Annotated in this window: 19 protein-coding genes; 14 read left to right on the forward strand and 5 right to left on the reverse strand. The window is 58.9% G+C overall.

Features of this window, described 5'->3' with window-relative positions:
* Positions 1-367: 367 nt before the first annotated feature.
* The 3 genes from C7534_RS04680 to C7534_RS04690 all read right to left on the reverse strand — a co-directional run bounded on the left by C7534_RS04680 (position 368) and on the right by C7534_RS04690 (position 2,904).
* Positions 368-1,618 carry a ribonucleotide-diphosphate reductase subunit beta gene (locus C7534_RS04680; protein ID WP_007943877.1) on the reverse strand — a complete coding sequence of 417 codons (1,251 nt, stop codon included), beginning with the start codon at positions 1,616-1,618 and terminating at the stop codon, positions 368-370.
* Between the two features lie 516 nt (positions 1,619-2,134).
* Complete coding sequence (locus tag C7534_RS04685; RefSeq protein ID WP_109785132.1) at positions 2,135-2,449, reverse strand: hypothetical protein; 315 nt, start codon at positions 2,447-2,449, stop codon at positions 2,135-2,137.
* Positions 2,450-2,640: 191 nt separating this feature from the next.
* Entirely contained in the window at positions 2,641-2,904 is a 264-nt protein-coding gene (locus C7534_RS04690) for a DUF2790 domain-containing protein (protein ID WP_046031965.1), read from the reverse strand.
* Positions 2,905-3,465: 561 nt separating this feature from the next.
* Here C7534_RS04690 and acs point away from each other — a divergent pair.
* From acs to argR, 7 genes are all read left to right on the forward strand, one after another.
* The gene (gene acs / locus C7534_RS04695; RefSeq protein ID WP_109785133.1) at positions 3,466-5,421 is read left to right on the forward strand and encodes an acetate--CoA ligase; all 1,956 of its coding nucleotides are present in this window, start codon (positions 3,466-3,468) and stop codon (positions 5,419-5,421) included.
* Positions 5,422-6,102: 681 nt separating this feature from the next.
* Complete coding sequence (locus tag C7534_RS04700; RefSeq protein ID WP_077431435.1) at positions 6,103-6,879, forward strand: ABC transporter substrate-binding protein; 777 nt, start codon at positions 6,103-6,105, stop codon at positions 6,877-6,879.
* 91 nt (positions 6,880-6,970) lie between these two features.
* Positions 6,971-7,660 carry an ABC transporter permease gene (locus C7534_RS04705; RefSeq protein ID WP_077431437.1) on the forward strand — a complete coding sequence of 230 codons (690 nt, stop codon included), beginning with the start codon at positions 6,971-6,973 and terminating at the stop codon, positions 7,658-7,660.
* A complete protein-coding gene (locus C7534_RS04710) occupies positions 7,657-8,355 on the forward strand; it encodes an ABC transporter permease (protein ID WP_077431439.1) in 699 nt (232 codons plus the stop codon). Before C7534_RS04705 ends, C7534_RS04710 begins: the two co-directional genes overlap by 4 nt.
* Before the next feature lies 1 nt (position 8,356).
* Entirely contained in the window at positions 8,357-9,469 is a 1,113-nt protein-coding gene (locus C7534_RS04715) for a succinylglutamate desuccinylase/aspartoacylase family protein (protein ID WP_109785134.1), read from the forward strand.
* A 27-nt stretch (positions 9,470-9,496) separates the two neighbouring features.
* Entirely contained in the window at positions 9,497-10,261 is a 765-nt protein-coding gene (locus C7534_RS04720; protein ID WP_046031526.1) for an ABC transporter ATP-binding protein, read from the forward strand.
* A 246-nt stretch (positions 10,262-10,507) separates the two neighbouring features.
* The gene (argR, locus tag C7534_RS04725; RefSeq protein WP_109785135.1) at positions 10,508-11,488 is read left to right on the forward strand and encodes a transcriptional regulator ArgR; all 981 of its coding nucleotides are present in this window, start codon (positions 10,508-10,510) and stop codon (positions 11,486-11,488) included.
* Between the two features lie 33 nt (positions 11,489-11,521).
* Here argR and C7534_RS04730 read toward each other — a convergent pair whose 3' ends face one another.
* Entirely contained in the window at positions 11,522-16,225 is a 4,704-nt protein-coding gene (locus tag C7534_RS04730) for a leucine-rich repeat domain-containing protein (protein ID WP_109785136.1), read from the reverse strand.
* Between the two features lie 286 nt (positions 16,226-16,511).
* On the opposite strand from C7534_RS04730, the gene C7534_RS04735 reads away from it, so the two are divergent.
* The 7 genes from C7534_RS04735 (at position 16,512) to astE (ending at position 24,413) form a co-directional block, all read left to right on the forward strand.
* Entirely contained in the window at positions 16,512-17,732 is a 1,221-nt protein-coding gene (locus C7534_RS04735; protein ID WP_046031529.1) for an aspartate aminotransferase family protein, read from the forward strand.
* A gap of 201 nt (positions 17,733-17,933) precedes the next feature.
* Positions 17,934-18,953 (forward strand): arginine/ornithine succinyltransferase subunit alpha, encoded by a 1,020-nt coding sequence (gene aruF, locus C7534_RS04745; protein WP_046031530.1) that lies wholly within the window; start codon positions 17,934-17,936, stop codon positions 18,951-18,953.
* Positions 18,954-19,037: 84 nt separating this feature from the next.
* Positions 19,038-20,063 carry an arginine N-succinyltransferase gene (astA, locus tag C7534_RS04750; protein WP_046031531.1) on the forward strand — a complete coding sequence of 342 codons (1,026 nt, stop codon included), beginning with the start codon at positions 19,038-19,040 and terminating at the stop codon, positions 20,061-20,063.
* Positions 20,063-21,529: a succinylglutamate-semialdehyde dehydrogenase gene (astD, locus tag C7534_RS04755; RefSeq protein ID WP_109785137.1), complete on the forward strand. Its 1,467-nt coding sequence runs from the start codon at positions 20,063-20,065 to the stop codon at positions 21,527-21,529. Before astA ends, astD begins: the two co-directional genes overlap by 1 nt.
* A gap of 201 nt (positions 21,530-21,730) precedes the next feature.
* Entirely contained in the window at positions 21,731-23,077 is a 1,347-nt protein-coding gene (gene astB / locus C7534_RS04760) for an N-succinylarginine dihydrolase (RefSeq protein WP_077431445.1), read from the forward strand.
* Between the two features lie 26 nt (positions 23,078-23,103).
* On the forward strand, positions 23,104-23,391 hold the full coding sequence (locus C7534_RS04765) for a hypothetical protein (RefSeq protein ID WP_046031534.1): 288 nt from the start codon (positions 23,104-23,106) through the stop codon (positions 23,389-23,391).
* 11 nt (positions 23,392-23,402) lie between these two features.
* Complete coding sequence (gene astE / locus C7534_RS04770) at positions 23,403-24,413, forward strand: succinylglutamate desuccinylase (RefSeq protein ID WP_046031535.1); 1,011 nt, start codon at positions 23,403-23,405, stop codon at positions 24,411-24,413.
* A gap of 166 nt (positions 24,414-24,579) precedes the next feature.
* Here the strand turns inward: astE and C7534_RS04775 are convergent, their stop codons facing one another.
* Positions 24,580-25,089: a 6,7-dimethyl-8-ribityllumazine synthase gene (locus tag C7534_RS04775; protein WP_109785138.1), complete on the reverse strand. Its 510-nt coding sequence runs from the start codon at positions 25,087-25,089 to the stop codon at positions 24,580-24,582.
* Positions 25,090-25,177 lie beyond the last annotated feature (88 nt).

Consider the following 25,177-nt stretch of genomic DNA (forward strand, 5'->3'; position numbering starts at 1 on the left):
CGCTCAGGTGAGTTGCGGCCCAAAAGTGACACGCCCTATATGCGTTAAATGGTAACGGTTCACTAGGGTGACGGGCAAGAAATGAACTTTAAGTAGAAATGCCTAATTCCACCGAGTTTAGGTGCGCGGCAAGGCTTCCGGTCCTGTTCATTTTGTAGCAAAGGCCTCAACGATCGGGCTGTCATAACGGTTAGGGTTTTGAGTGGCCATTGAGGTGGAAACTGCTGTAAGTGTCGTAGGAATTTTCTGGGCGTGAGGTGGAAGTGAGTATCCATGGCCGAATAAAAAGCCCCGATCAGATCGGGGCTTTTGCTTTTTCGATTTGTCGATTCACACTGCAATCATCAAATCGCGGCGAGCTCGGAAATCAATCCCAGCTAAGCGCACCACCAGTTTGGTATTCAATCACGCGCGTCTCAAAGAAATTCTTCTCTTTCTTCAAGTCCATAATCTCGCTCATCCAAGGGAACGGGTTCGTAGTCCCTGGATACTCTTCCTTCAAACCAATCTGGCTCAAACGACGGTTAGCGATGAACTTCAGGTAGTCCTCCATCATCGCCGCGTTCATGCCCAACACGCCGCGAGGCATGGTGTCACGAGCGTATTCGATCTCCAGCTGAGTACCCTGCAGAATCATCTGCGAAGCCTCTTCCTTCATCTCGGCATCCCACAAGTGCGGGTTTTCGATTTTGATCTGGTTGATCACGTCGATGCCGAAGTTCAGGTGCATGGATTCGTCGCGCAGGATGTACTGGAACTGCTCGGCGACGCCAGTCATTTTGTTGCGGCGGCCCATGGAGAGGATCTGGGTGAAGCCGCAGTAGAAGAAGATGCCTTCCAGAACGCAGTAGTAGGCGATCAGGTTGCGCAGCAGCTCTTTGTCGGTTTCGACGGTGCCGGTTTCGAACTTCGGATCGGAGATCGAACGGGTGTATTTGAGGCCCCAGGTGGCTTTTTTCGCGACCGATGGGATCTCGTGGTACATGTTGAAGATCTCGCCTTCATCCATGGCCAACGATTCGATGCAGTACTGGTAGGCGTGGGTGTGGATCGCCTCTTCGAACGCCTGGCGCAGGATGTACTGGCGGCATTCCGGGTTGGTGATCAGGCGGTACACGGCCAGGACCAGGTTGTTGGCAACCAGGGAGTCGGCGGTGGAGAAGAAGCCGAGGTTGCGCATGACGATGCGGCGCTCGTCGTCGGTCAGGCCTTCCGGGTCTTTCCAGAGGGCGATGTCGGCGGTCATGTTGACTTCTTGCGGCATCCAGTGGTTTGCGCAACCGTCCAGATACTTCTGCCAGGCCCAGTCGTACTTGAACGGTACGAGTTGGTTGAGGTCGGCGCGACAGTTGATCATGCGCTTTTCGTCGACAGCGACGCGGGCGGAGGCGCCTTCGAGTTCGGCGAGGCCTTCGGCGACGTCGAGGGTGTCCAGGGCAGCTTTGGCACGGGCGATTGCGGCAGAGTCGTTCGCGGTTACGGCGCGAGCTTCTTGAGCGGCGACACCACCAGCGGTGTCGAGTCGGTCCATGTTGGCTTCGGTCGCGTGGCCGGCGTTAGCGCCTTTTACCACGGCTTCGCCGCTGTCTTCTTTGTCGAATTCGTCCCAGCTCAGCATGACGTGTCGTCTCCTGCGTGAGGGCCAGATGCCCGTGTGAAAACTGAAAGGTTGGTTTTTCACACGGCCGTACTGGCCGCGTTGGATAGCGTTTTTTGCAGCGGTACACGCAGGCAAATAAACATAATATTGTACGGGGTTCCGAGAGCCGCTGATGGCGCTGCAGTCGTTGGCGACGTCGCTTTGGGCTTCGGACTGGCTTTCATCCCTGTAAGGGAATATTACAGGCCCGTTTAAGGCGGCATTATAGGGAAATTTTTGCGGCCGTGGTGGGGCGAATCCGCGCATGGAGCGGTCGAGAAGGAGGGTTTTTCGGTCGGAGCGAGGGTTTATAGGGCTTTGGCTGGAGATTGCGGGTGCAGATTTTTTTTCATAAATTTTGATGAATTGATTTCTTGTTCAAAAAACAGCCAGAAAATCAGGTTTTTCACTACATGTTGTGTTTTGAGCCGGTTTCCGGTGGCTCCAGACACAACTATGCCCGACCGAAGTCGGGCTGTAAGTCACGCTCGATGATCAGCTCAGGCGAGCGGCACCGACGTGGTCTGTGCCATCAGCAGCAACCTTGGCAGCACCAGTGTGATCGAAGCCATCGGCGGCGAGTTTGGCAGCGCCAGTGTGATCGAAGCCGTCCGAAGCAAGTTTGCCGGCGTCAATATGGTCTGCGCCATCGGCGGCGAAAGAGGCCGAGCCGGAGTGATCGTAACCATCAGCAGCGACAGCCGCTTCAGTGGTGTAAGAAGCCGAGCCGGTGCGGTCGTAGCCGTCGGCGGCAAAAGTGTTGGCGGCCAGGACGGACAGGGTCAGGGCGAAGATCAATTTGGTTTTCATGGTGGTGGCTCCAGGTTTGTGGACGTTTTGTGCCTTGGGTGTGGAATTCATACTACGCCAGCTATTTCGATTAAAAAGCGCAAATAAACGCTTAAAACAATCGAACAAATCGATATTCAAGGTTCGGCGCTGCATTGGCCTGGAAGGGCGGGCGAATGGGTCGAACCTTGGGGGGAAGTGAGAGCCGGGAATTAGCCGTTAGAGCAGCCGTTGCCCATGATGCTGTAGCGCAAAATATGGCGTTGGCCCTTGGAGTCGTCGTATTCCATTTTCATCGGGACAACTTCACACACGTTTGGTACTTCGCTCATGGAGACAACTTTGGCGATGTCCAGGTGGGTGGAGTAAGTGTATTCCTCAACTACCGGTTGTTGCTGTGCGACATCAGTCGGGGCCTCGTCTGCCATGGCGGTTGCGCACAGGCTGCTGAGGACCAGAACTAATAAAGCTTTCATTTCGGATTTACCTTTTAGAGGTCGAATGGGGTCACGCAACCTTTGTGGGGTTGCGTGTGGAGCTTGGTTACCGGAGTGCTTGATTAACGGCCTTCGTGGGGGCTGCAACTTGGTTAATCAGATTGCCTTGTTGGCGTGGCAGATTTTAGGCGTGGGGGTTTCAATCATATAGCCGTGGTTTTGATAAACACTTTTGACAGATTTCGTAACAATCCACGTAAACAGCCCCGTCTATCCAGGACAACGCACGACGTGTAGCAGCTGGCGAAGCCTGCGTCCGGCTGCGCAGCAGTCGTATATCCGGCTAAACGCGGTCTGCCTGATACACCGCAATTGCTGATTTTACGACTGCTGCGCAGCCGGACGCAGGCTTCGCCAGCTGCTACAGACCGCATTGTGGCGGGGGGTTGAAACACCCTGAAAGAGGCGTGGTAGTTGGGGTTGCGGGCTATTCACGACATTTTGTAGGGGCTTGTTACTACCATCGTCGAATGGTTCTATAGGCCCGGCACGGCTAAAACGGTGCCATACAAAAACAACTATTCCACCGAGGTAAGAAAGATGAGTGCGGCTTCCCTGTATCCCGTTCGTCCCGAGGTTCTGGCTAATACGCTGACTGACGAGGCGACCTACAAGGCCATGTACCAGCAATCGGTCGTCAACCCGGACGGTTTCTGGCGCGAACAGGCCAAGCGCCTCGACTGGATCAAGCCTTTCACCACGGTGAAGCAGACCTCCTTCGACGATCACCATGTCGACATCAAATGGTTCGCCGACGGCACGCTGAACGTTTCCTACAACTGCCTCGACCGTCACCTGGCCGAGCGCGGTGATCAGATCGCGATCATTTGGGAAGGGGATGACCCCGCCGAAAGCCGCAACATCACTTACCGCGAACTGCACGAACAAGTCTGCAAGTTCGCCAACGCCCTGCGTGGTCAGGACGTACACCGCGGCGACGTGGTGACTATCTATATGCCGATGATCCCTGAAGCCGTGGTTGCCATGCTGGCCTGTACCCGGATCGGCGCGATTCACTCGGTGGTGTTCGGCGGTTTCTCCCCGGAAGCCCTGGCCGGTCGCATCATCGACTGCAAATCCAAAGTGGTGATCACCGCTGACGAAGGCGTTCGTGCCGGCAAGAAAATCCCGCTCAAGGCCAACGTCGACGACGCGCTGACCAACCCGGAAACCAGCAGCATCCAGAAGGTCATCGTGTGCCAGCGCACCGGTGGCGAGATCAAGTGGAACCAGCATCGCGACATCTGGTACGAAGACCTGATGAAAGTGGCGGGCACCGTGTGCGCGCCTAAAGAGATGGGTGCCGAAGAAGCGCTGTTCATCCTTTACACCTCTGGCTCCACCGGCAAGCCGAAGGGCGTGCAGCACACCACCGGCGGTTATCTGCTGTATGCGGCCATGACCCATGAGCGTGTGTTCGACTATCGTCCGGGCGAAATCTTCTGGTGCACCGCCGACGTCGGCTGGGTCACGGGCCACAGTTACATCGTCTACGGCCCGCTGGCCAACGGCGCGACCACGTTGCTGTTCGAAGGCGTGCCGAACTACCCGGACATCACCCGTGTGGCGAAGATCGTCGACAAGCACAAGGTCAACATCCTCTACACCGCACCAACGGCGATCCGCGCGATGATGGCCTCGGGCACCGCCGCTGTTGAAGGCGCCGATGGCAGCAGCCTGCGTCTGCTGGGTTCGGTCGGCGAGCCGATCAACCCGGAAGCCTGGGACTGGTACTACAAGAACGTCGGCAAGTCCCGTTGCCCGATCGTCGATACCTGGTGGCAGACCGAAACCGGCGGCAACATGATGAGCCCGTTGCCGGGCGCTCACGGCCTCAAGCCGGGTTCGGCGGCACGTCCGTTCTTTGGTGTGGTGCCGGCCCTGGTGGATAACCTGGGCAACATCATCGACGGCGTTGCCGAGGGCAACCTGGTGATTCTCGATTCGTGGCCAGGCCAGGCACGTACGCTGTTTGGCGATCATGACCGTTTCGTCGACACTTACTTCAAGACCTTCCGCGGCATGTATTTCACCGGTGACGGTGCCCGTCGCGATGCCGATGGTTACTACTGGATCACCGGTCGCGTGGACGATGTACTCAACGTGTCCGGGCACCGCATGGGCACCGCCGAAATCGAAAGTGCGATGGTTGCTCACCCGAAAGTCGCCGAAGCGGCGGTGGTCGGGGTGCCGCACGACATCAAGGGGCAGGGCATTTATGTCTACGTCACCCTGAACGGTGGCGAAGAGCCGAGCGAGCAACTGCGCCTGGAGCTGAAAAATTGGGTGCGTAAGGAGATTGGTCCGATCGCTTCGCCGGATGTGATCCAGTGGGCACCGGGGCTGCCGAAGACTCGTTCGGGCAAGATCATGCGCCGGATTCTGCGCAAGATTGCCACGGCCGAGTACGACGGGTTGGGGGATATCTCCACCCTGGCGGATCCGGGTGTGGTGCAGCATTTGATTGATACGCACAAGACCATGCACGTCGCGTAAGCGCCGGCGGTAGCGTCATCGAAGCCCCGCCAGGTGTTGAGCCTGGCGGGGCTTTTTTGTGCCGATCGTTCCCATGCTCCGCGTGGGAATGCCGCCCGGGACGCTCCGCGTTCCTTGAGGTGCGTGACGCGGAGCGTCACTGGATGCATTCCCACGCAGAGCGTAGGAACGATCAGCGCCACATAAACACCAGCCAATAATTATCGGCCTACCACGTCAGTCATTTCCCACTGTTACCCATCCCCCTTCAAGTAACTGAATGTGTAACCGCACGCGCCAATTCGAGGCATAGGGAAACGCCAAGCCCCATTCCTGGACCTCTTTAGCCCCCCCTGGAAAATAAGAACTAACGCCAAGCTTGCCGGATTAGAAGGGTTTGCCAATAATAGGCCCGCAATTTGCTACATAGATCGGTTCACTGTCTTTTGCTCCTGCATGATTTTGCAGGGCTGTCAACGCGCTCAGGCGGCTTTCTCGGTGCTTCTGTAATTAGTTGTCGCATTGAAGAAATATCGGCTTCGGGCCTGTCGTTAGAATGCCGGTCACTCGCTCGTCAGTGTCCGTGTTGAAAATCAACACGCGATTCCCAGGGCGCAGCAATCGCTTTTGTGGTTCTACTCACTCGCATATTGGGCTGTCGCTCACTCTGCCGTTTTTGCCCTTTACCGATGGAGTCCCAAGATGAAGAAACTCGTGCTGCTTGGCGCCCTGGCACTGTCCGTGCTGTCTCTGCCAACCTTCGCCGATGAAAAGCCTCTGAAAATTGGTATCGAAGCGGCTTACCCTCCGTTCGCTTCCAAAGCACCGGACGGCAGCATCGTTGGTTTCGACTACGACATCGGCAACGCCCTGTGCGAAGAGATGAAGGTCAAGTGCGTGTGGGTCGAGCAAGAGTTCGACGGTCTGATCCCGGCCCTCAAAGTGCGCAAGATCGACGCGATCCTGTCGTCCATGTCGATCACTGAAGACCGCAAGAAGTCTGTCGACTTCACCAACAAGTACTACAACACCCCGGCTCGCCTGGTCATGAAGGCCGGCACTCAAGTCAGCGACGGCCTGACTGAATTGAAGGGCAAGAACATTGGCGTGCAGCGTGGTTCGATCCACGAGCGTTTCGCCCGTGAAGTCCTGGCCCCGCTGGGTGCCGAGGTCAAGCCTTACGGTTCGCAGAACGAAATCTACCTCGACGTGGCCGCCGGTCGCCTCGACGGCACCGTGGCAGACGCTACGCTGCTGGATGACGGTTTCCTGAAAACCGACGCTGGCAAAGGCTTCGCCTTCGTTGGCCCGGCCTTCACCGACGTCAAATACTTCGGCGACGGCGTAGGTATCGCTGTTCGCAAGGACGACAAGGCTGATCTGGACAAGCTCAACGCTGCCATCGCTGCCATTCGTGAGAACGGCAAGTACAAGCAAATCCAGGACAAGTACTTCGCCTTCGATATCTACGGCAAGTAATACGTCCAAGCGACAAGTCCGAAATGGCGCAAGCAACAGGATCTCTGAGGTTTGCGCCATTTTTTCATCCCAACTTTCGAGGACCTGAATCATGTTGAAAGGCTACGGGGCTGTCATCCTCGATGGCGCATGGCTGACGCTTCAGCTCGCCTTGTCGTCCATGGCCCTGGCCATCGTTCTGGGTCTGATCGGCGTTGCGCTGCGTCTGTCGCCGGTTCGCTGGCTGGCCTGGCTGGGCGATCTGTACTCCACGGTGATCCGCGGTATTCCCGATCTGGTGTTGATCCTGCTGATTTTCTACGGCGGTCAGGACCTGCTCAACCGCGTCGCACCGCTGCTGGGCTTTAACGACTACATCGACCTGAACCCGTTGGCCGCCGGTATCGGCACCCTGGGTTTCATCTTCGGTGCGTACCTGTCGGAAACCTTCCGTGGCGCCTTCATGGCGATCCCGAAGGGGCAGGCAGAAGCTGGCATGGCGTACGGCATGAGCAGTTTTCAGGTGTTCTTCCGGGTCTTGGTGCCACAGATGATTCGCCTGGCGATTCCGGGCTTTACCAATAACTGGCTGGTCTTGACCAAGGCCACCGCGTTGATTTCGGTGGTGGGCCTGCAAGACATGATGTTCAAGGCCAAGCAGGCGGCAGATGCCACCCGCGAGCCTTTCACCTTCTTCCTCGCAGTGGCGGCGATGTACCTGGTGATCACCAGCGTCTCGTTGCTGGCATTGCGTCACCTTGAGAAGCGCTACTCGGTAGGCGTAAGGGCGGCTGATCTATGATCTTCGACTACAACGTCATTTGGGAGTCCTTGCCGCTGTACCTCGGCGGCTTGGTGACTACCCTCAAATTGCTCGCGCTGTCGCTGTTTTTCGGCCTGCTGTGCGCCTTGCCGCTGGGCTTGATGCGCGTCTCGAAAAACGCCGCCGTCAACATGAGCGCCTGGCTCTACACCTACGTGATCCGCGGCACGCCGATGCTGGTGCAGCTGTTTTTGATCTACTACGGGTTGGCGCAATTCGAAGCAGTCCGTGAAAGCTTCCTGTGGCCGTGGCTGTCCAGCGCAACGTTCTGTGCGTGCCTGGCCTTTGCCATCAACACCAGCGCCTACACCGCTGAAATCATCGCCGGCAGCCTGCGTGCTACGCCGAACGGCGAGATCGAAGCCGCCAAGGCCATGGGCATGTCGCGCTACAAAATGTACAAGCGAATCCTGTTGCCATCGGCCCTGCGCCGGGCGTTGCCGCAGTACAGCAACGAAGTGATCATGATGCTGCAGACCACCAGTCTGGCGTCCATCGTGACCCTGATCGACATCACCGGTGCCGCGCGCACGGTCAACGCCCAGTTCTACCTGCCGTTCGAAGCCTACATCACCGCCGGCGTGTTCTACCTGTGCCTGACCTTCATTCTGGTGAAGCTGTTCAAACTGGCCGAGCGCCGCTGGCTGGGCTACCTGGCCCCGCGGAAGCACTGATATGGAACGCATCGATCATGCATTGCCGTGGAGCCACCTGGGCAGCGAACGCCAGATTTCGGTGTTCCGCTTCGGCCGCGGCGAGCGCAAGGCCTACATTCAGGCCAGCCTGCACGCCGATGAACTGCCGGGGATGCGCACGGCCTGGGAGCTGAAAAAGCGCCTGGCCGAACTCGAAGCCCAGGGCTTGCTCAACGGCGTGATCGAACTGGTGCCAGTGGCTAATCCGATGGGCCTCGGCCAATTGGTTCAAGGCAATCATCAAGGGCGTTTCGAAGCGGGCAGCGGCAAGAACTTCAACCGTGATTTCGTCGAGTTGAGTGCGCCGGTTGCGGCTGCGTTGGCTGGAAGTCTTGGTGATGATGCGCATGCCAACATTCGCTTGATCCGTCAGGCGATGGCTGATCATCTGGCCGTATTGCCAGAGGCGAGCAGCCAGTTGCAAGGCATGCAACGCATCTTGCTCAGCCACGCCTGCACGGCTGACGTGGTGCTGGATTTGCATTGCGATTCGGAAGCGGCGCTGCATATGTACGCGCTGCCACAACACTGGCCGCATTGGCGTTCGTTGGCCGCGCACCTGAATGTGCGGGTCGGCCTGCTGGCGGAAGATTCCGGTGGCAGTTCGTTCGACGAAGCCTGCTCGCTGCCATGGTTGCGTTTGTCGCGCCTGTTCCCGGAGGCGCAGATTCCACTGGCGTGTCTGGCGACTACCATTGAATTAGGTGGTCAGGCTGATACCGGTCGCGCTGAGTCTGAGGCTCACGCTGAAGGCATTCTGGCGTTCCTCGCCGAACAGGGCTTGATCAGCGGTGAATGGCCGAAACCTGCGCAAGAGCCTTGCGAAGGCATGCCGTTCGAAGGCACTGAATTGTTGTTTGCACCGCACCCTGGTGTGGTGAGTTTTCTGCGTAAACCCGGTGAGTGGATCGAAACCGGTGACGAGATTTTTGAAGTGATCGATCCGTTGTCGGATCGGGTCAGCACGGTGTGTGCTGGTACGTCCGGGGTGCTGTTTGCCATTGAACGGCTGCGTTATGCCCAACCCGGTTTCTGGCTGGCCAAGGTGGCGGGGCGCGAAGCGCTGCGTCACGGGCGCTTGCTCAACGACTGACTGACTGTTTTTGTGAGAACCGACCGCATGTACAAACTTGAAGTCCAAGACCTGCATAAACGCTATGGCAGTCACGAAGTGCTCAAGGGCGTGTCCCTGAAAGCGGCGGCTGGCGATGTGATCAGCATCATCGGCTCCAGTGGCTCCGGCAAAAGTACCTTCCTGCGCTGCATCAACCTGCTGGAGCAGCCGCACGCGGGCAGGATTCTGCTCAACAACGAAGAGCTGAAACTGGTCGCCAACAAGGACGGCGCGCTGAAAGCGGCCGACCCGAAACAGCTGCAACGCATGCGTTCGCGCCTGTCGATGGTGTTCCAGCATTTCAACTTGTGGTCGCACATGACCGCGCTGGAAAACATCATGGAAGCGCCGGTTCACGTGCTGGGCATGTCCAAGGCCGAAGCCCGCGAAAAAGCCGAGCACTACCTGAACAAGGTGGGCGTGGGTCATCGCAAGGACGCTTACCCGGGCCACATGTCCGGCGGCGAACAGCAACGCGTGGCGATTGCCCGTGCGCTGGCGATGGAACCTGAGGTGATGCTGTTTGACGAACCGACCTCGGCACTCGACCCGGAGCTGGTCGGCGACGTGCTGAAAGTCATGCAGGCCCTGGCCCAGGAAGGCCGGACCATGGTGGTGGTGACGCACGAAATGGGCTTTGCCCGTGAAGTGTCGAACCAACTGGTGTTCCTGCACAAAGGTGTCGTTGAAGAAAGTGGCAATCCGCGTGAGGTGCTGGTCAATCCCCAGTCCGAACGTCTGCAACAATTCCTCTCGGGCAGCTTGAAGTAATCAGGGCTGCCGTTGTGCACCGCGATAGTGCATGCTTCGCAGTCTGAAAGCTGGCCCCGATTTACTGTGGGAGCTGGCTTGCCTGCGATGGCGGTGGGCCAGTTGGCATCTTTGGCACTGATACACCGCTATCGCAGGCAAGCCAGCTCCCACATTTGATCTTTGCTGGCTTTGAGATTTGTGTTCATTTCCGGGCTAGCATTGGCCCATGCCTTCATCACCGTTCTTCGTTTCGGATTGCCCGCCATGACTGCCCATCGAATTGGTTTCCTGATTTGGCCCAGCACTAAAGCCCTGACGCTTGCGCTGGCTGAGGAGGCCTTGCGTGTTGCCCAGCGTGTGCACCCGGACGTGGTTTACGAACTGTCGTTTTTGCAGGCTGAACCGCCGACCGAAGGCGCCTGGCAATTGCCGGGTGAGCCCTGGGCCGGCAAGCTCGAAAACTTCCAGAAGCTGTTTCTACTCGCCGATGAGCCGCCGACTGCACTTGCGCCGGCGCTCAGCAGTGCGTTGAAACAGCTGGTGCGGGCCGGTTGCGTGATTGGCGGTTTGTCGGCCGGTGTTTACCCGTTGGCGCAATTGGGTTTGCTCGACGGCTATCGTGCTGCCGTGCATTGGCGCTGGCAGGACGATTTCGCCGAACGTTTTCCGAAAGTCATCGCCACCAGCCACCTGTTCGATTGGGATCGCGATCGTCTGACCGCGTGCGGCGGCCTGTCGGTACTCGACCTGTTGCTGGCCGTGCTGGCCCGTGATCACGGCGCCGAACTGGCGGGTGCCGTGTCGGAAGAACTGGTGGTCGAGCGCATTCGCGAAGGCGGCGAGCGTCAACGCATTCCTTTGCAAAACCGTCTCGGCTCCAGCCATCCGAAGCTCACCCAAGCGGTGTTGCTGATGGAGGCCAACATCGAAGAGCCGTTGACCACCGACGAAATCGCCCAGCACGTGTGCGTGTCCCGTCGACAGTTGGAGCGCATCTTCAAGCAGTACCTCAACCGTGTGCCGAGCCAGTATTACCTGGAGTTGCGCTTGAACAAGGCGCGGCAGATGTTGATGCAAACCAGCAAGTCGATCATCCAGATCGGCCTGTCGTGTGGCTTTTCCTCGGGGCCGCATTTCTCTAGCGCCTACCGCAACTTCTTTGGTGCCACGCCGCGCGAAGATCGCAACCAGCGGCGTAGCAGCAGTCCGTTCGAATTGTCGTCAGTGCCGTCCGAGCGCGGCTGACAGTGCGCGCCGCGCCCGGACATGCAGGCTGCTTTACTCGTCTACTTCGGAACCACCAGACGTCGATATCTCCATCTGGCCTTGGTTGATGACATCTTCCACACCGAAATCCACTCCAGTGCGCTCGAAGTAACTGACCAGCCGTGACAGGCTCTCCACGGAAAACCGGTTGCCTCTGAAATTGATGTTCTCTGCGATTTTCAGTGGCAACTCCAGAATTTCGCTGGGCACTTCGGTGATTGCGTTTGCGCTCAGGTCTGCCCATTCCAGTTCACTCATTTGCATCAGCCCGTGCGGTAGTTCGGTGATGCCGGTGTCATTGAGCAGGATGGTCTCCAGGCTGCTCATTTGGCTCAGGTCGGGTGCTTGCTCCAGCCTGTTGTAGCCCAGGTCCAGATACTCCAATTGTTCCATTGCCGCCAATGCACTGACTGAATCAGTGGTCAAGCGGACGCGGCAATGTGGCAGCGATAACGACCGGAGTTGACCCATCTTGAACACGGCTTCCGGTATTTCTCCGAGATTGCAGTAGCGCAATCTGAGGTTTTTGAGCTTGGGGAAAGACTCCAGGAAGCGCCCGATGCGCGTTACGCCATCGGCACTCTGCAGTTCCACCGACGAAACATGATCAAAGTTGGCGCTCAGGGTTGGCAGTTCTCCATGGACAGGCGATCGGATGACCAGCTCGTAGCCGGGTTCAAGTGACGAATCAAACTCATCCAGTTCCGTTTCCTTGCGCCAGCACTGCTCCAGTAGGTGCTTGAGTTCGTCGCGGCTTGAATGTTCGAAAAACTCTTGCAATGCGGTGAAGGGTTCACCTGTCAGGGGGTGATAGGGTGGCAAGTTGGCGGTCCAGGTGGACAGATCGACTTGGAGCTGACTCAGTTCCTGCTCAAGACGGGTCAATTCGATCCGGCCGTCTTCCAGCGTACCGGGCAAGTCATACACAAATTCGCTCGCCTGCTCGACCTCCATGCCCGGATACAGCGCTCTGACGCGGACAATATCTGCCTCAGGGGCGTAGGCACCCAAATCAAAGGAAGTGCTGAAGTATTGCTGTTTGATCAGCTGTCGCGCGGCGTTGGACAGGGGATTGTGTGTGAGATAAACGCCTTGTTTTTCATACACCGCACTGTCGAACAATTCAGTGGGTAGATCAGTGATTTTATTGTCCAGCAACATCAGCGATTCAAGGTGCGGGCTTCGGAACGCGCCGCGAGGGAATTTGGACAGGCCCGTGTCACTCAGGTCCACCTGGACCAGATCGGGCATCGATTCGAGGCTCGGGACTCCATCAATCGAATTGCGATAGAGGTCCAGTGAAGTCAGTTTGTTCAGCGATTGCAGCTTCGACCAATTGGCGGCGTCAAAGTTGATCCCGCAGTCGCTCAGCACCAACGCGTCGAGGCTGGTCATCCGGGGGATGGCGTCGGGCAGTGTGCTCAGATGGAAGCGGCGCAGTTCGAGACGGCGCAGCCCTTTGAAGTGTTCTAAAAAAGCCGGGATGCCCTGGGGGGCGAAATGACCCTCGAGCGACAGTGTGGACACGTGGTTGAAATCGGCATTCAGGGTCGGCAGATCGCCCGGGACCGGATCCACAAAGGTGAGCACATAGCGCTCGACGCCATCCTCGGAGTCCAATTCCCGATCAGTTTGCCGGCACCACGCTCGCTGGATTTCCCGGGCCAGCAACTTGCGATTACGCTGGGCGATCTGGCGATCCAAATCGTTCAGCGCGAGCCCTGTTTCGGCGTCGGTGGTGGGCGCGTCGAGTACCCAGCCATTCAAATCTTGACGAAGCCGGGCCAATTCGCTGGCCAGGCGCGAAAGTTCGAAGCGAGCGCCATCAGGGTGACGTTGTAACCTCAGAACCATGGACCGGAGCTCTTCCTCGTTGAGCGAGGGATAAACCTCACGAACCCGGTCGTCGAGCGTTGGCGCCATGCCGACGCGGCGGGTGTAACCCTCGGTGCCGCCGGGCAGGCGCATGGTGGTGGGGTCGTAAAAGGGTTTTCGATGAGGGTTTTTCGCAAACAGAGTGCGCAGGCCCGGTTGTTCCAGTGCGTGTTCTGCAAGGCGCTGTTTGAATCTACGGCTGCCCCCCATCGCGGCGCGCTCTGCGTCTGGCAGTGCCTGAAGCAGGGTGTGGTAAAAGTCGCCGGGAGTGGCATCGTTATCGTGAAGTCGATAGCTACCGTCTACGGTGCGCACCAGTGTTTTGAGGTTTGGAGCGTCGACGCGGCCCATGCTGTCGCGCAGGGCGCCCTCCTGTGAAAAATCCCTGACTTCAAGGCGCAGGTCAGTGGGCCAGTCGGGCAGTGTGTTCAGGCTGTGCAGCGCCAATTGATGAGTGTCTGCGGTTTCCAGTGCGTCACGAAAAAGTCCTTCGTAAGCCCGGGTAATACGCACCGCCTCCATGGCTTTCAGTGCGACGTCCTTCAGGCGTTGAGGCACTGTTCCGTTATGCAGTTGCGTCAGCTCGGTGCCCGATGCGTTGCTGGCCAGTTCTTGTGCGATGTCTGTCGGCAGCCCTTGGGTGTTGGCCTGAAGTACTTGAACTGGCCGATCCGTGGTTTTCTCCAGCGCCCGATAGCGTGATTCGAATAGCGATTTGCGTTGGCTGAGCGCCCGATCGTAATCGGGGTGTTCGGTGTGGTTCTGGTCAATCAGGTTTTGAATGTCACGATCGATTTTGAAGCGCTTGATCGTGTCGGTCAGAAGTGAGGGCGGGCGATGGTTCTCGACATGAATCTCCCGTAGCACATTGTCGTGATAGCCACTGATGCGCAGGATCGCTTCGCGTTCGGTGCGGCTGAAGGATTCGACGCTATGCCCGAGGCGATGCATTACGGTATCGCGGTCCCAGCTCAGCGGCTGTTCCAGCTCGGTCGTCCAGGCACCGTGGCCGTTGTGGCGCAAGGTGGGCTGATAGGCGTCGACCCGGTCGGGATGCTCGATCTTGAACGTACCTGTCCTGGCATTCGATTGCACGGCGTACAGCTTTCCCTCGAGGGGCAGCAGCGTCTTGTTCTCGTGTCGGTACAGGCCAAGGTCATCGGGTTGCAAGCCAGCGGGCAAGTCGATGGTTTGTTCGTAGCGGGTGAGGTCCGGATTCCAGTAACGGGTTTTTCCGTCCGGGCCCGGCACCGGCTTGAGCGGCTCGATCAGCGCCACTGATTCAGGGGAAAGCAGGCGCTGGAAGGTGCGGGCGGCAATGGCGCTGCCGATCACAAATGTTCCCGTTTGAACCACGGTTTCGACGACGCTCAACAGTTGCCTGAACGCTTCTGTTTTTTGGTCTTCGGCCCAGTCCACGATACCTTCGAAGGTTTCGTCGAGGACCTGATAGGCCATGTAGGCCAGCATCAATTCGCCGAGGAAGGGCACGAACGGCAAGGCGACGAACGTTGCGACTTCCAGGACCGCCGAGGCCACTTTGCTGAAGGCGTCCCACTGTGCCCAGCGTGCGTTCTGGTCGGCGCGAGCGGTGGAGACGGCAACGGTGCTTGCATCATTGAGGATCTTGTTCAGCTGCCGCTGATAGAGGTGGTTCCACAGTCCCGCCCTGAACGGGGTCATCGAAAACCGTAGATTGGGATGATCGATCGGGGTTTCCCGCCAGCTCGGCAGTGGGTCACCACGGGTATGCCGATGCCAGGTGACGGCCTGCAGGCGACGATTGAGATCAGCAAAGAAATAGCCCCGTTCGTGGTGATCGACGAATCGACTGAAAAACGCTTGATAAGCGGGTGAGCGCAGCTTGTGGGTCAGTTCATTCATGAACGCCACGGTGTCGGGGTATTGCTTGAGCGGATGCTCCGGATCATCGGGGATGTAGGCGATGATCCGGGTGGCCTTGGTTGTGTGGCTCGATTTGGCGCTGAACACGATGATGCCGGTCAGCGATGACGACATCATTCTCAGGTCGTGACAGTGCAGGGGATAACCGTCCAGTGGCATGGGCGCGCGCCCCTCGAGCAATCGCTCGATTGCGTTATAGGCATCGTCCTCGATATCCCGGCGGGCATGAGCCAGCTTCAGCGCAGAGCGAAGTGCTGCCTGGTTTGTTTGGCCGACCTTCGATTTCAAAACAGCCCCGGCTACCCGGTTGGTCAGCCCCAGATTGTCTTTGAGATAGGCGTTGTATTGGCCGCCGATATCCAGTTCGCGGCACAGCTGGGTGAAGGCCTGGATCGTGAGTTTGCGAGAGACCTCGGGCAACGTATCGAACTGCCCTGTGGGCGACGGTGCGCTGATGAAGGTGGAGTCAGCCTCATAAGCGCCGGCCTCGGCCTCTGATGGCTGAAAGTTGTGCAGCGCCGCGTCGAGCATCGACACCGTCCAGGTGCGGGCGGCACCGGTCTTGATCGCAAACCAGGGTGTGGTCAGAGGGATGTACAGACGCAGGAAGGTGGTTTTGACATCCAGATCCAGGTCGAAGCGGGTTTTCAGCGCTGAGGCCAGAATCGGCTCTGCGTAATCCTGAGCGTTTTGCACCTTCGCCAACATCGATCCCAACCGGTTTCGTTCGGTCCAGTGCGTCTGGCTTGAGCTTTTCAGCACCAGGTGTTGCAGACGCGAAGCGGTGCGATGCCAGGGAGGCGCTACAAGGCTGGCGCTCTTCAGCGCGCCGCGCGTTTCGGTCGATGCCTCTAATAGCCATGCGGGCAGGTTTTGGTAAACGTGATGAAAGTGAGAGTCCGGTTGCGAGGCGGGCTCAAAATCGTCTTGATTCATGCGCTATTCCTTTAGCGTTTGGATTAGCCGCCAGCAAAACAGATGATGATGAGTGGCGTGCGGTACATATTTACCGCACCGTTCATCAGGCCTGCCTATAACCTGCGCCGGCAGTTTAAACTGCGCCTTTGCGACGCTATATGTCGCATTGCCGTAAACCCGGCTGAATCCGGGGTTTGCGCTATAAGAAGTTGTCGCTTGGCGGCAAGGCCGGGCTGAAAACTGTCCTTACAATCCCCTCATCGCTCGCCAGTTTCAGGCGAGTGTTCCTCTTCAGGAGACTCCGATGTCCGTTGAGCACGCTGCGGTACAACGCGCCGATTTCGACCAGGTAATGGTTCCCAACTACGCGCCTGCCGCTTTCATCCCCGTGCGTGGTGCCGGTTCCCGCGTCTGGGACCAGTCTGGCCGCGAGCTGATCGACTTCGCCGGCGGAATTGCCGTTAACGTATTGGGCCACGCACACCCTGCGCTGGTCGGTGCCTTGACCGAGCAGGCGAACAAGCTGTGGCACGTGTCCAACGTGTTCACCAATGAGCCGGCCCTGCGCCTGGCGCATAAGCTGATCGACGCTACCTTTGCTGAGCGCGTGTTCTTCTGTAACTCCGGCGCCGAAGCCAACGAGGCCGCTTTCAAGCTGGCCCGTCGGGTCGCCTTCGATCGCTACGGCAGCGAGAAGTACGAAATCATCGCCGCGCTGAACAGCTTCCACGGCCGTACCCTGTTCACTGTGAACGTCGGTGGCCAGTCGAAGTACTCCGACGGCTTCGGTCCGAAAATCACCGGCATCACCCACGTGCCTTACAACGATCTGGCGGCTTTGAAAGCGGCCATTTCCGACAAGACCTGCGCCGTTGTGCTGGAACCGATCCAGGGTGAGGGCGGCGTATTGCCGGCCGAACTGGCTTACCTGCAAGGCGCCCGCGAACTGTGCACCGAGCACAATGCGCTGCTGGTGTTCGACGAAGTGCAAACCGGTATGGGCCGCAGCGGCAAGCTGTTCGCCTACCAGCACTACGGCGTGACCCCGGACATCCTGACCAGTGCCAAGAGCCTGGGCGGCGGTTTCCCGATCGCAGCCATGCTGACCACCGAAGACCTGGCCAAACACCTGGTCGTCGGCACCCACGGCACCACCTATGGCGGTAACCCGCTGGCGTGTGCGGTTGCTGAAGCGGTGATCGACGTGATCAACACGCCTGAAGTGCTGGCCGGCGTCAACGCCAAGCACGACAAGTTCAAGGCACGCCTGGAGCAGATTGGCGAGAAGTACGGCCTGTTCACTCAGGTCCGTGGCCTGGGTCTGCTGATCGGTTGCGTGCTGAGCGATGCCTGGAAGGGCAAGGCCAAGGACATCTTCAACGCCGCCGAGCGTGAAGGCCTGATGATTCTGCAAGCCGGCCCGGACGTGATTCGTTTCGCCCCGAGCCTGGTGGTTGAAGACGCCGATATCGATGCCGGCCTGGACCGCTTCGAACGTGCTGCTGCGAAGTTGACTCAAGCCTGATAGACCCTTCGACGCCTGACTATTCAGGCGTCGAATCAATTTTTTGTGCCGGGCTTAGTAAGTGTGGGAGCGGGCTTGCCCGCGATGAGGGCCTGACAGCCGACTTCATTGTTATCTGACAGGACGCTATCGCGGGCAAGCCCGCTCCCACATGAGCCGGGCATTTTACTTATGAAAGTTTTTAGAGAAAGGAGTGACACCATGCTGGTGATGCGCCCCGCGCAAATGGCTGATCTGGGCGAGGTACAGCGTCTGGCTGCGGATAGCCCGATTGGTGTCACTTCCTTGCCGGATGACGTTGAACGCCTGAGCGACAAGATCGCGGCAAGCGAAGCCTCGTTTTCTGCCGAAGTCAGCTTCAACGGTGAAGAGAGCTATTTCTTCGTCCTCGAAGACACCGCCACCGGCAAACTGGTCGGTTGTTCGGCCATCGTTGCTTCGGCGGGTTATTCCGAGCCGTTCTACAGCTTCCGTAATGAAACCTTCGTGCACGCTTCCCGCGAGCTGAAGATTCATAACAAGATCCACGTGCTCTCCCAATGCCACGACCTGACCGGCAACAGTTTGCTGACCAGTTTCTACGTACAGCGCGAGCTGGTGGGGTCGCCTTGGGCCGAACTCAATTCCCGTGGCCGCCTGCTGTTCGTGGCCAGCCATCCGGAGCGCTTCGCCGACTCCGTGGTGACCGAGATCGTTGGCTACAGCGATGAAAACGGTGACTCGCCATTCTGGGATGCCATCGGCCGTAACTTCTTCGACCTCAACTACGCTGAAGCCGAACGTCTGTGTGGCCTCAAGAGCCGTACGTTCCTGGCCGAGCTGATGCCGCATTACCCGATCTATGTGCCGCTGCTGCCGGACTCCGCTCAAGAGGCGATGGGCCAGGTGCATCCACGGGCGCAGATCACTTTCGACATCCTGATGCGCGAAGGTTTCGAGACTGATCACTACATCGATATTTTCGACGGTGGCCCGACCTTGCACGCCCGTGTGACGGGGATCCGTTCGATCGCCCAGAGCCGCGTCGTGCCGGTGAAAATCGGCGAGCCGGTCAAAGGTGCCGGTCGTCAGTATCTGGTGGCCAATGCCCAATTGCAGGATTACCGCGCCGTGTTGCTTGAGCTCGATTACGCGCCAGGCAAACCGGTAACCCTGGACCTGGAAGCGGCCGAAGCCCTGGGCGTCGGCGAAGGTGCCAGCGTGCGCCTGGTGGCGGTTTAACGCCGGCTTTGATTTCCAGAAAGAAATGCCTGGAAAGCAGCGAAATTTCACGGGTGGCGCAAGCGGCCCGTTTGAGGAGATAGCATGATCGTTCGTCCCGTACGCAGCAGCGATTTACCCGCTCTGATCGACCTGGCCCGCAGCACTGGCACCGGCCTGACCACTTTGCCGGCCAACGAAGAGCGGCTGGCCCATCGGGTCGGCTGGGCCGAGAAGACCTTTCGCGGCGAAGCCGGGCGCGCTGATGCGGACTACCTGTTCGTACTCGAAGACGACACGGGGCGCGTGGTGGGCATTTCTGCCATCGCCGGCGCCGTCGGCCTGCGTGAGCCCTGGTACAACTTCCGGGTCGGCCTGACGGTCAGCGCTTCGCAAGAGCTGAACATCTACCGCGAGATCCCGACGCTGTTCCTGGCCAATGACCTGACCGGTAACTCTGAGCTGTGCTCGTTGTTCCTGCACGCCGATTACCGCACCGGGCTCAATGGCCGCATGCTGGCCAAGGCGCGGATGCTGTTCATTGCCGAGTTCCCGCAACTGTTCGGCAACAAGATCATCGCCGAGATGCGCGGTGTGTCCGATGAAGCCGGGCGTTCGCCGTTCTGGGAAAGCCTGGGCCGCCACTTCTTCAAGATGGAATTCAGCCAGGCCGATTACCTGACCGGCGTGGGCAACAAGGCGTTCATCGCCGAACTGATGCCGAAGTTTCCGCTGTACACCTGCTTCCTGTCGCCAGATGCGCGCAATGTTATCGGTCAGGTCCACCCGGACACCGAGCCGGCACTGGCCATGCTCAAGAGTGAAGGGTTCAGCTACCAGGGTTACGTCGACATCTTCGACGCCGGCCCGGCCGTGGAGTGCGAAACCGGCAAGATCCGCGCCGTGCGCGACAGCGAGGCACTGGTGTTGGCCATCGGCACGCCGGGTGACGACGCGACGCCTTTCCTGATTCACAACCGCAAGCGCGAAGACTGCCGGATCACTGCCGCGCCAGCACGCTTCGCCGCCGGCACGCTGGTGGTTGATCCGCTGACCGCCAAACGTCTTCAACTCAACGCCGGCGATCAAGTGCGCGCCGTTCCGTTGTCTGCTGCTCGGGAGTCGAAGTAATGAATTCGCTGTACATCGCAGGTGAATGGCTGGCTGGCCAGGGCGAAACCTTCCAGTCGCTGAACCCGGTGACCCAGCAAGTGCTGTGGGCCGGCGAAGGCGCCACGGCCGCTCAGGTTGAATCCGCCGTGCAAGCCGCTCGTCAGGCATTCCCCGGTTGGGCCCGTCGTACGCTGGATGAGCGCATTGCCGTGCTTGAGGCCTTTGCCGCTGCGCTGAAAAACAAGGCTGACGAACTGGCGCGCTGCATCGGTGAGGAAACCGGCAAACCGCTGTGGGAATCGGCGACCGAAGTGACCAGCATGGTCAACAAGATTGCGATTTCGGTGCAGAGCTACCGTGAACGTACCGGCGAGAAAAGCGGCCCGCTGGGCGACGCCACCGCTGTGTTGCGTCACAAACCACACGGCGTGGTGGCCGTGTTCGGTCCTTACAATTTCCCTGGCCACTTGCCGAACGGTCATATCGTGCCGGCGCTGCTGGCCGGTAACAGCGTGTTGTTCAAACCGAGCGAGTTGACTCCGAAAGTCGCCGAGCTGACGGTCAAGTGCTGGATCGAAGCTGGCCTGCCGGCGGGCGTGCTAAACCTGCTGCAAGGCGCTCGCGAAACCGGTATTGCCCTGGCGGCGAACCCGGGCATCGACGGCTTGTTCTTCACCGGCTCCAGCCGCACGGGCAACCACTTGCATCAGCAATTTGCCGGTCGTCCGGACAAAATCCTTGCGCTGGAAATGGGCGGTAACAACCCACTGGTGGTCGACGAAGTGGCGGACCTCGATGCCGCCGTTTACACCATCATCCAGTCGGCCTTCATTTCTGCCGGCCAGCGTTGCACCTGCGCACGTCGTTTGCTGGTGCCGCAAGGCGCATGGGGCGACACGCTGCTGGCGCGTCTGGTGGCGGTCAGCTCGACGATTGAAGTCGGCGCGTTTGATCAGCAGCCGGCACCGTTCATGGGTTCGGTGATTTCCCTCGGTGCTGCGAAAGCGCTGATGGATGCGCAGGAACATTTGCTGGCCAATGGTGCGGTAGCCTTGCTGGAGATGACTCAGCCTCAGGCTCAAGCGGCCTTGCTGACCCCGGGTATTCTGGATGTCACTGCCGTTGCCGATCGTCCTGACGAAGAGCTGTTCGGCCCGTTGCTGCAAGTGATCCGCTACGCTGATTTTGAAGCGGCGATCGCTGAAGCCAACGACACCGACTATGGCCTGGCGGCGGGCCTGCTGTCGGACTCCGAGGCACGTTATCAGCAGTTCTGGCTGGAAAGCCGCGCCGGTATCGTCAACTGGAACAAGCAATTGACCGGTGCGGCGAGCAGCGCGCCATTTGGCGGCGTCGGTGCCTCGGGCAACCATCGCGCCAGCGCCTACTACGCCGCCGATTACTGCGCGTATCCGGTGGCCTCGCTGGAAACGCCGAGCCTGGTGTTGCCTGCCGCTCTCACGCCTGGCGTGAAGCTTTCTTAGGGCTTATGTAGCAGCTGCCGAAGGCTGCGTTCGGCTGCGAAGCAGTCGCGATTGCGGTATCCATGATTCTGATCTGGAAACACGGTGTACCGATTAACGACTGCTACGCAGCCGAACGCAGCCTTCGGCAGCTGCTACAGGATTCGCATCCAGTCATATTTATTGAAGCCTATAACAACAGATTCTCGTGGAGCCTCGCTGATGAAATCCTATGAAGTCAATTTTGACGGTCTAGTGGGGCCGACCCATAACTACGGCGGCCTGTCCTACGGCAACGTCGCGTCCCAGAGCAACAGCCAGCAGTCTTCGAACCCGAAGGAAGCCGCGCTGCAAGGCCTGGCGAAAATGAAATCGCTGATGGAGATGGGCTTCCAGCAGGGCGTGCTGGCGCCGCAAGAACGCCCGGACATCGCCGCGCTGCGTCGTCTTGGCTTCAGCGGCACCGATGCTCAAGTGATCGAGCGCGCCGCCAAAGAAGCGATGCCGTTGCTGGTCGCCAGTTGCTCGGCCTCGAGCATGTGGGTGGCCAACGCCGCCACGGTCAGCCCAAGTGCCGACACGGCCGATGGCCGCGTGCATTTCACTGCCGCCAACCTCAACTGCAAATATCACCGCAGCATCGAACACCCGACCACCAGTCGCGTTCTGGGGGCAATGTTCGCCGATCAGAAGCACTTTGCTCACCACGCCGCGTTGCCGGCCGTGGCGCAGTTCGGTGACGAAGGCGCCGCCAACCACACCCGTTTCTGCCGTGAATACGGTGAAGCAGGCGTCGAGTTCTTCGTGTTCGGTCGCAGCGCTTTCGATACCCGTTACCCGGCGCCGCAGAAATACCCGGCGCGCCAGACACTGGAAGCGTCCCAGGCCGTTGCCCGCCTGCACGGCTTGAGTGAAGACGGCGTGGTCTACGCGCAGCAGAACCCGTCGGTGATCGATCAGGGCGTGTTTCACAACGACGTGATCGCCGTGGGTAACGGTGAGGTGTTGTTCTATCACGAGGACGCGTTCCTCGACACCGAGCAGATGCTGGCGGAACTGCAAAGCAAACTCGCCAAGGTCGGTGGGAAATTCCAGTCAGTCTGCGTACCGCGTTCGGCAGTTACCGTCGAAGACGCCGTTCGTTCCTATTTGTTCAACAGCCAACTGCTGTCGCGTCCTGACGGTTCGATGCTGTTGATCGTGCCGGAAGAGTGCCGTGGCAACGAGCGTGTCTGGCAATACCTGCAAGGTTTGACCGGCTCCGGCGGCCTGATCCGTGAAGTGAAGGTGTTCGATCTCAAGCAAAGCATGCAGAACGGCGGTGGCCCGGCTTGCCTGCGGCTGCGCGTCGCACTGAATGAAACCGAGCTGGCGGCCGTCAATCCAGGGGTTATCATGACGGCCCCGTTGTACGGCACGCTGACCGAATGGGTCGACAAGCACTACCGCGACCGCATGACCGAAACCGATCTCGCGGACCCGCAATTGTTGCTTGAGTGCCGGACGGCACTGGATGAACTGACGCAAATCCTTAAACTGGGCGCGGTTTATCCATTCCAGATCAATTGAAAGTCTCAACCGAGAGCGTAAAAAACATGAGCGATACCCTGCAGCTGATCCTTGAAGACACCGACGGCACGCAACTGGAAACTTCCTGCACCCGCGTCGCGGTCATGTGGCAAGGCAAAGAGCTGTGGATCCAGCACGATGGCCGCGGCCAACTGCTGATCGGTGTGGACGTTGAAGAAGGCGACGCTGAATACGCCAACCTGCTGCTGCGCCCATTGGCGACTAATCTGGTAAGTCTGCAACTGGAAATGGAACCGGCTGAAGTCGGCGACGAAGACCACGTGCATGGCCCGGATTGCGCACACGACCACTAAGGAAACGCTCTATGCTCGCCCTCGGCAAACTGCTTGAACTAACCCTCGCCGGCCGCGAACCGGCGGAGAAGACTCAACTGACAGTCGAAGGCGTGCGGATGCGCTGGTTGAGCGAAGGTGCGCTGGAAGTCCGGCCACCTGAGGCTCGCGACAACGGCCTGGACCTGCTGCTGTCGGCCGGTATCCATGGCAACGAAACAGCGCCGATCGAATTGCTCGATCGCCTGTTGCATGACATCGCCCGTGGCGACCTCAAGCCACGCGCACGTATTCTGTTCCTGTTCGGTAACCCCGACGCGATCCGTAAAGGCGAGCGTTTCATCGAGCAGGACGTCAATCGGCTGTTCAATGGCCGTCACGAACAAAGCAGCGGCTCAGAAGCCTTGCGCGCTTGTGAGCTGGAGCGGCTGGCGGCGAGTTTCTTCAGCCTGCCGGATCGCCAGCGCCTGCACTACGATCTGCACACTGCGATTCGCGGCTCGAAAATCGAACAGTTCGCCTTGTACCCCTGGAAGGAAGGCCGCCAGCATTCGCGTCTGGAACTGGCGCGCCTGCGTGCTGCCGGGATGGAGGCCGTGTTGTTGCAGAACAAGCCGTCCATCGTCTTCAGTTCCTACACCTACGACAAGCTGGGCGCCGAGTCCTTCACCCTTGAACTGGGCAAGGCACGGCCGTTCGGGCAGAACGACGGGGTCAACGTTTCCCTGCTGGAAAACCGCCTGAAACAGATCATCGAAGGCACCGAGCCGGAACTGACCGACGCAGCGCTGGACGGTTTGCAGCTGTACAGCGTGGCGCGGGAAATCATCAAGCACAGCGATAGCTTCCGCTTGAACCTTCCAGTGGACATCGAGAATTTTTCGCAGCTGGAGGTGGGTTATCTGCTGGCGGAAGACATCGCCAATACCCGCTGGATCATCGAAGAAGAGGGCGCCCGGATCATCTTTCCGAACCCCAAGGTGAAGAATGGCTTGCGTGCCGGCATTCTGGTCGTGCCGACGACTGACGAAAACCTGGCCTGACCACAACTTAAGCGATACGCAACCCCCCTGTGGGAGCGAGCTTGCTCGCGATAGCGGTATAACAAACAACATCACCGTTGAATGTTAAACCGCTATCGCGAGCAAGCTCGCTCCCACAGTTGGTTTGGGTGAAGGCAGAGACTTCACCCGGACCAAAGATTTTGGATTAGACAGCCATTGCACGCGGCTCGGTGCGGCGCAGCGCACGCATCTTCTGCAGCGTATCCGCGCACGTTTTCGCCGCTTCCTGGCCTTTATGCAGGAAATGCTCGAAGAAGAATTTCTGGTGCTCTTCACCGGCATGGAAGTGGTGCGGGGTCAGGGATACCGAGAACACTGGCACTTCGGTTTCCAGTTGCACCTGCATCAGGCCGCTGACCACCGACTGGGCGACGAACTCGTGACGGTAGATCCCGCCATCAACCACCAGGGCTGCGGCGACGATGCCGGCATAACGACCGGTCTTGGCCAGCAACTTGGCGTGCAGGGGCATTTCAAAGGCGCCGCCGACTTCGAAGAAATCGATTTCTGACTCCTGATAACCCTGGGCAATCATTTCGGTCACGAAGCCTTTACGGCTCTGATCGACGATTTCCTTGTGCCAGCAGGCCTGGATGAACGCAACGCGCTCGCCGTGAGAGTGTTTGCTTTTGCTGTCGATTGCGGTGGGTTGCATGTTCTGACTCCTGTTTATGGTTAAAACAGGGCATATGAATCGAATGGGATTTGAGGGTGCGCACGCTCGCACGAATGCCTGCGGACGG

It is taken from the genome of Pseudomonas sp. OV226 (assembly GCF_003148705.1).
In the GTDB taxonomy this organism is placed as follows: domain Bacteria; phylum Pseudomonadota; class Gammaproteobacteria; order Pseudomonadales; family Pseudomonadaceae; genus Aquipseudomonas.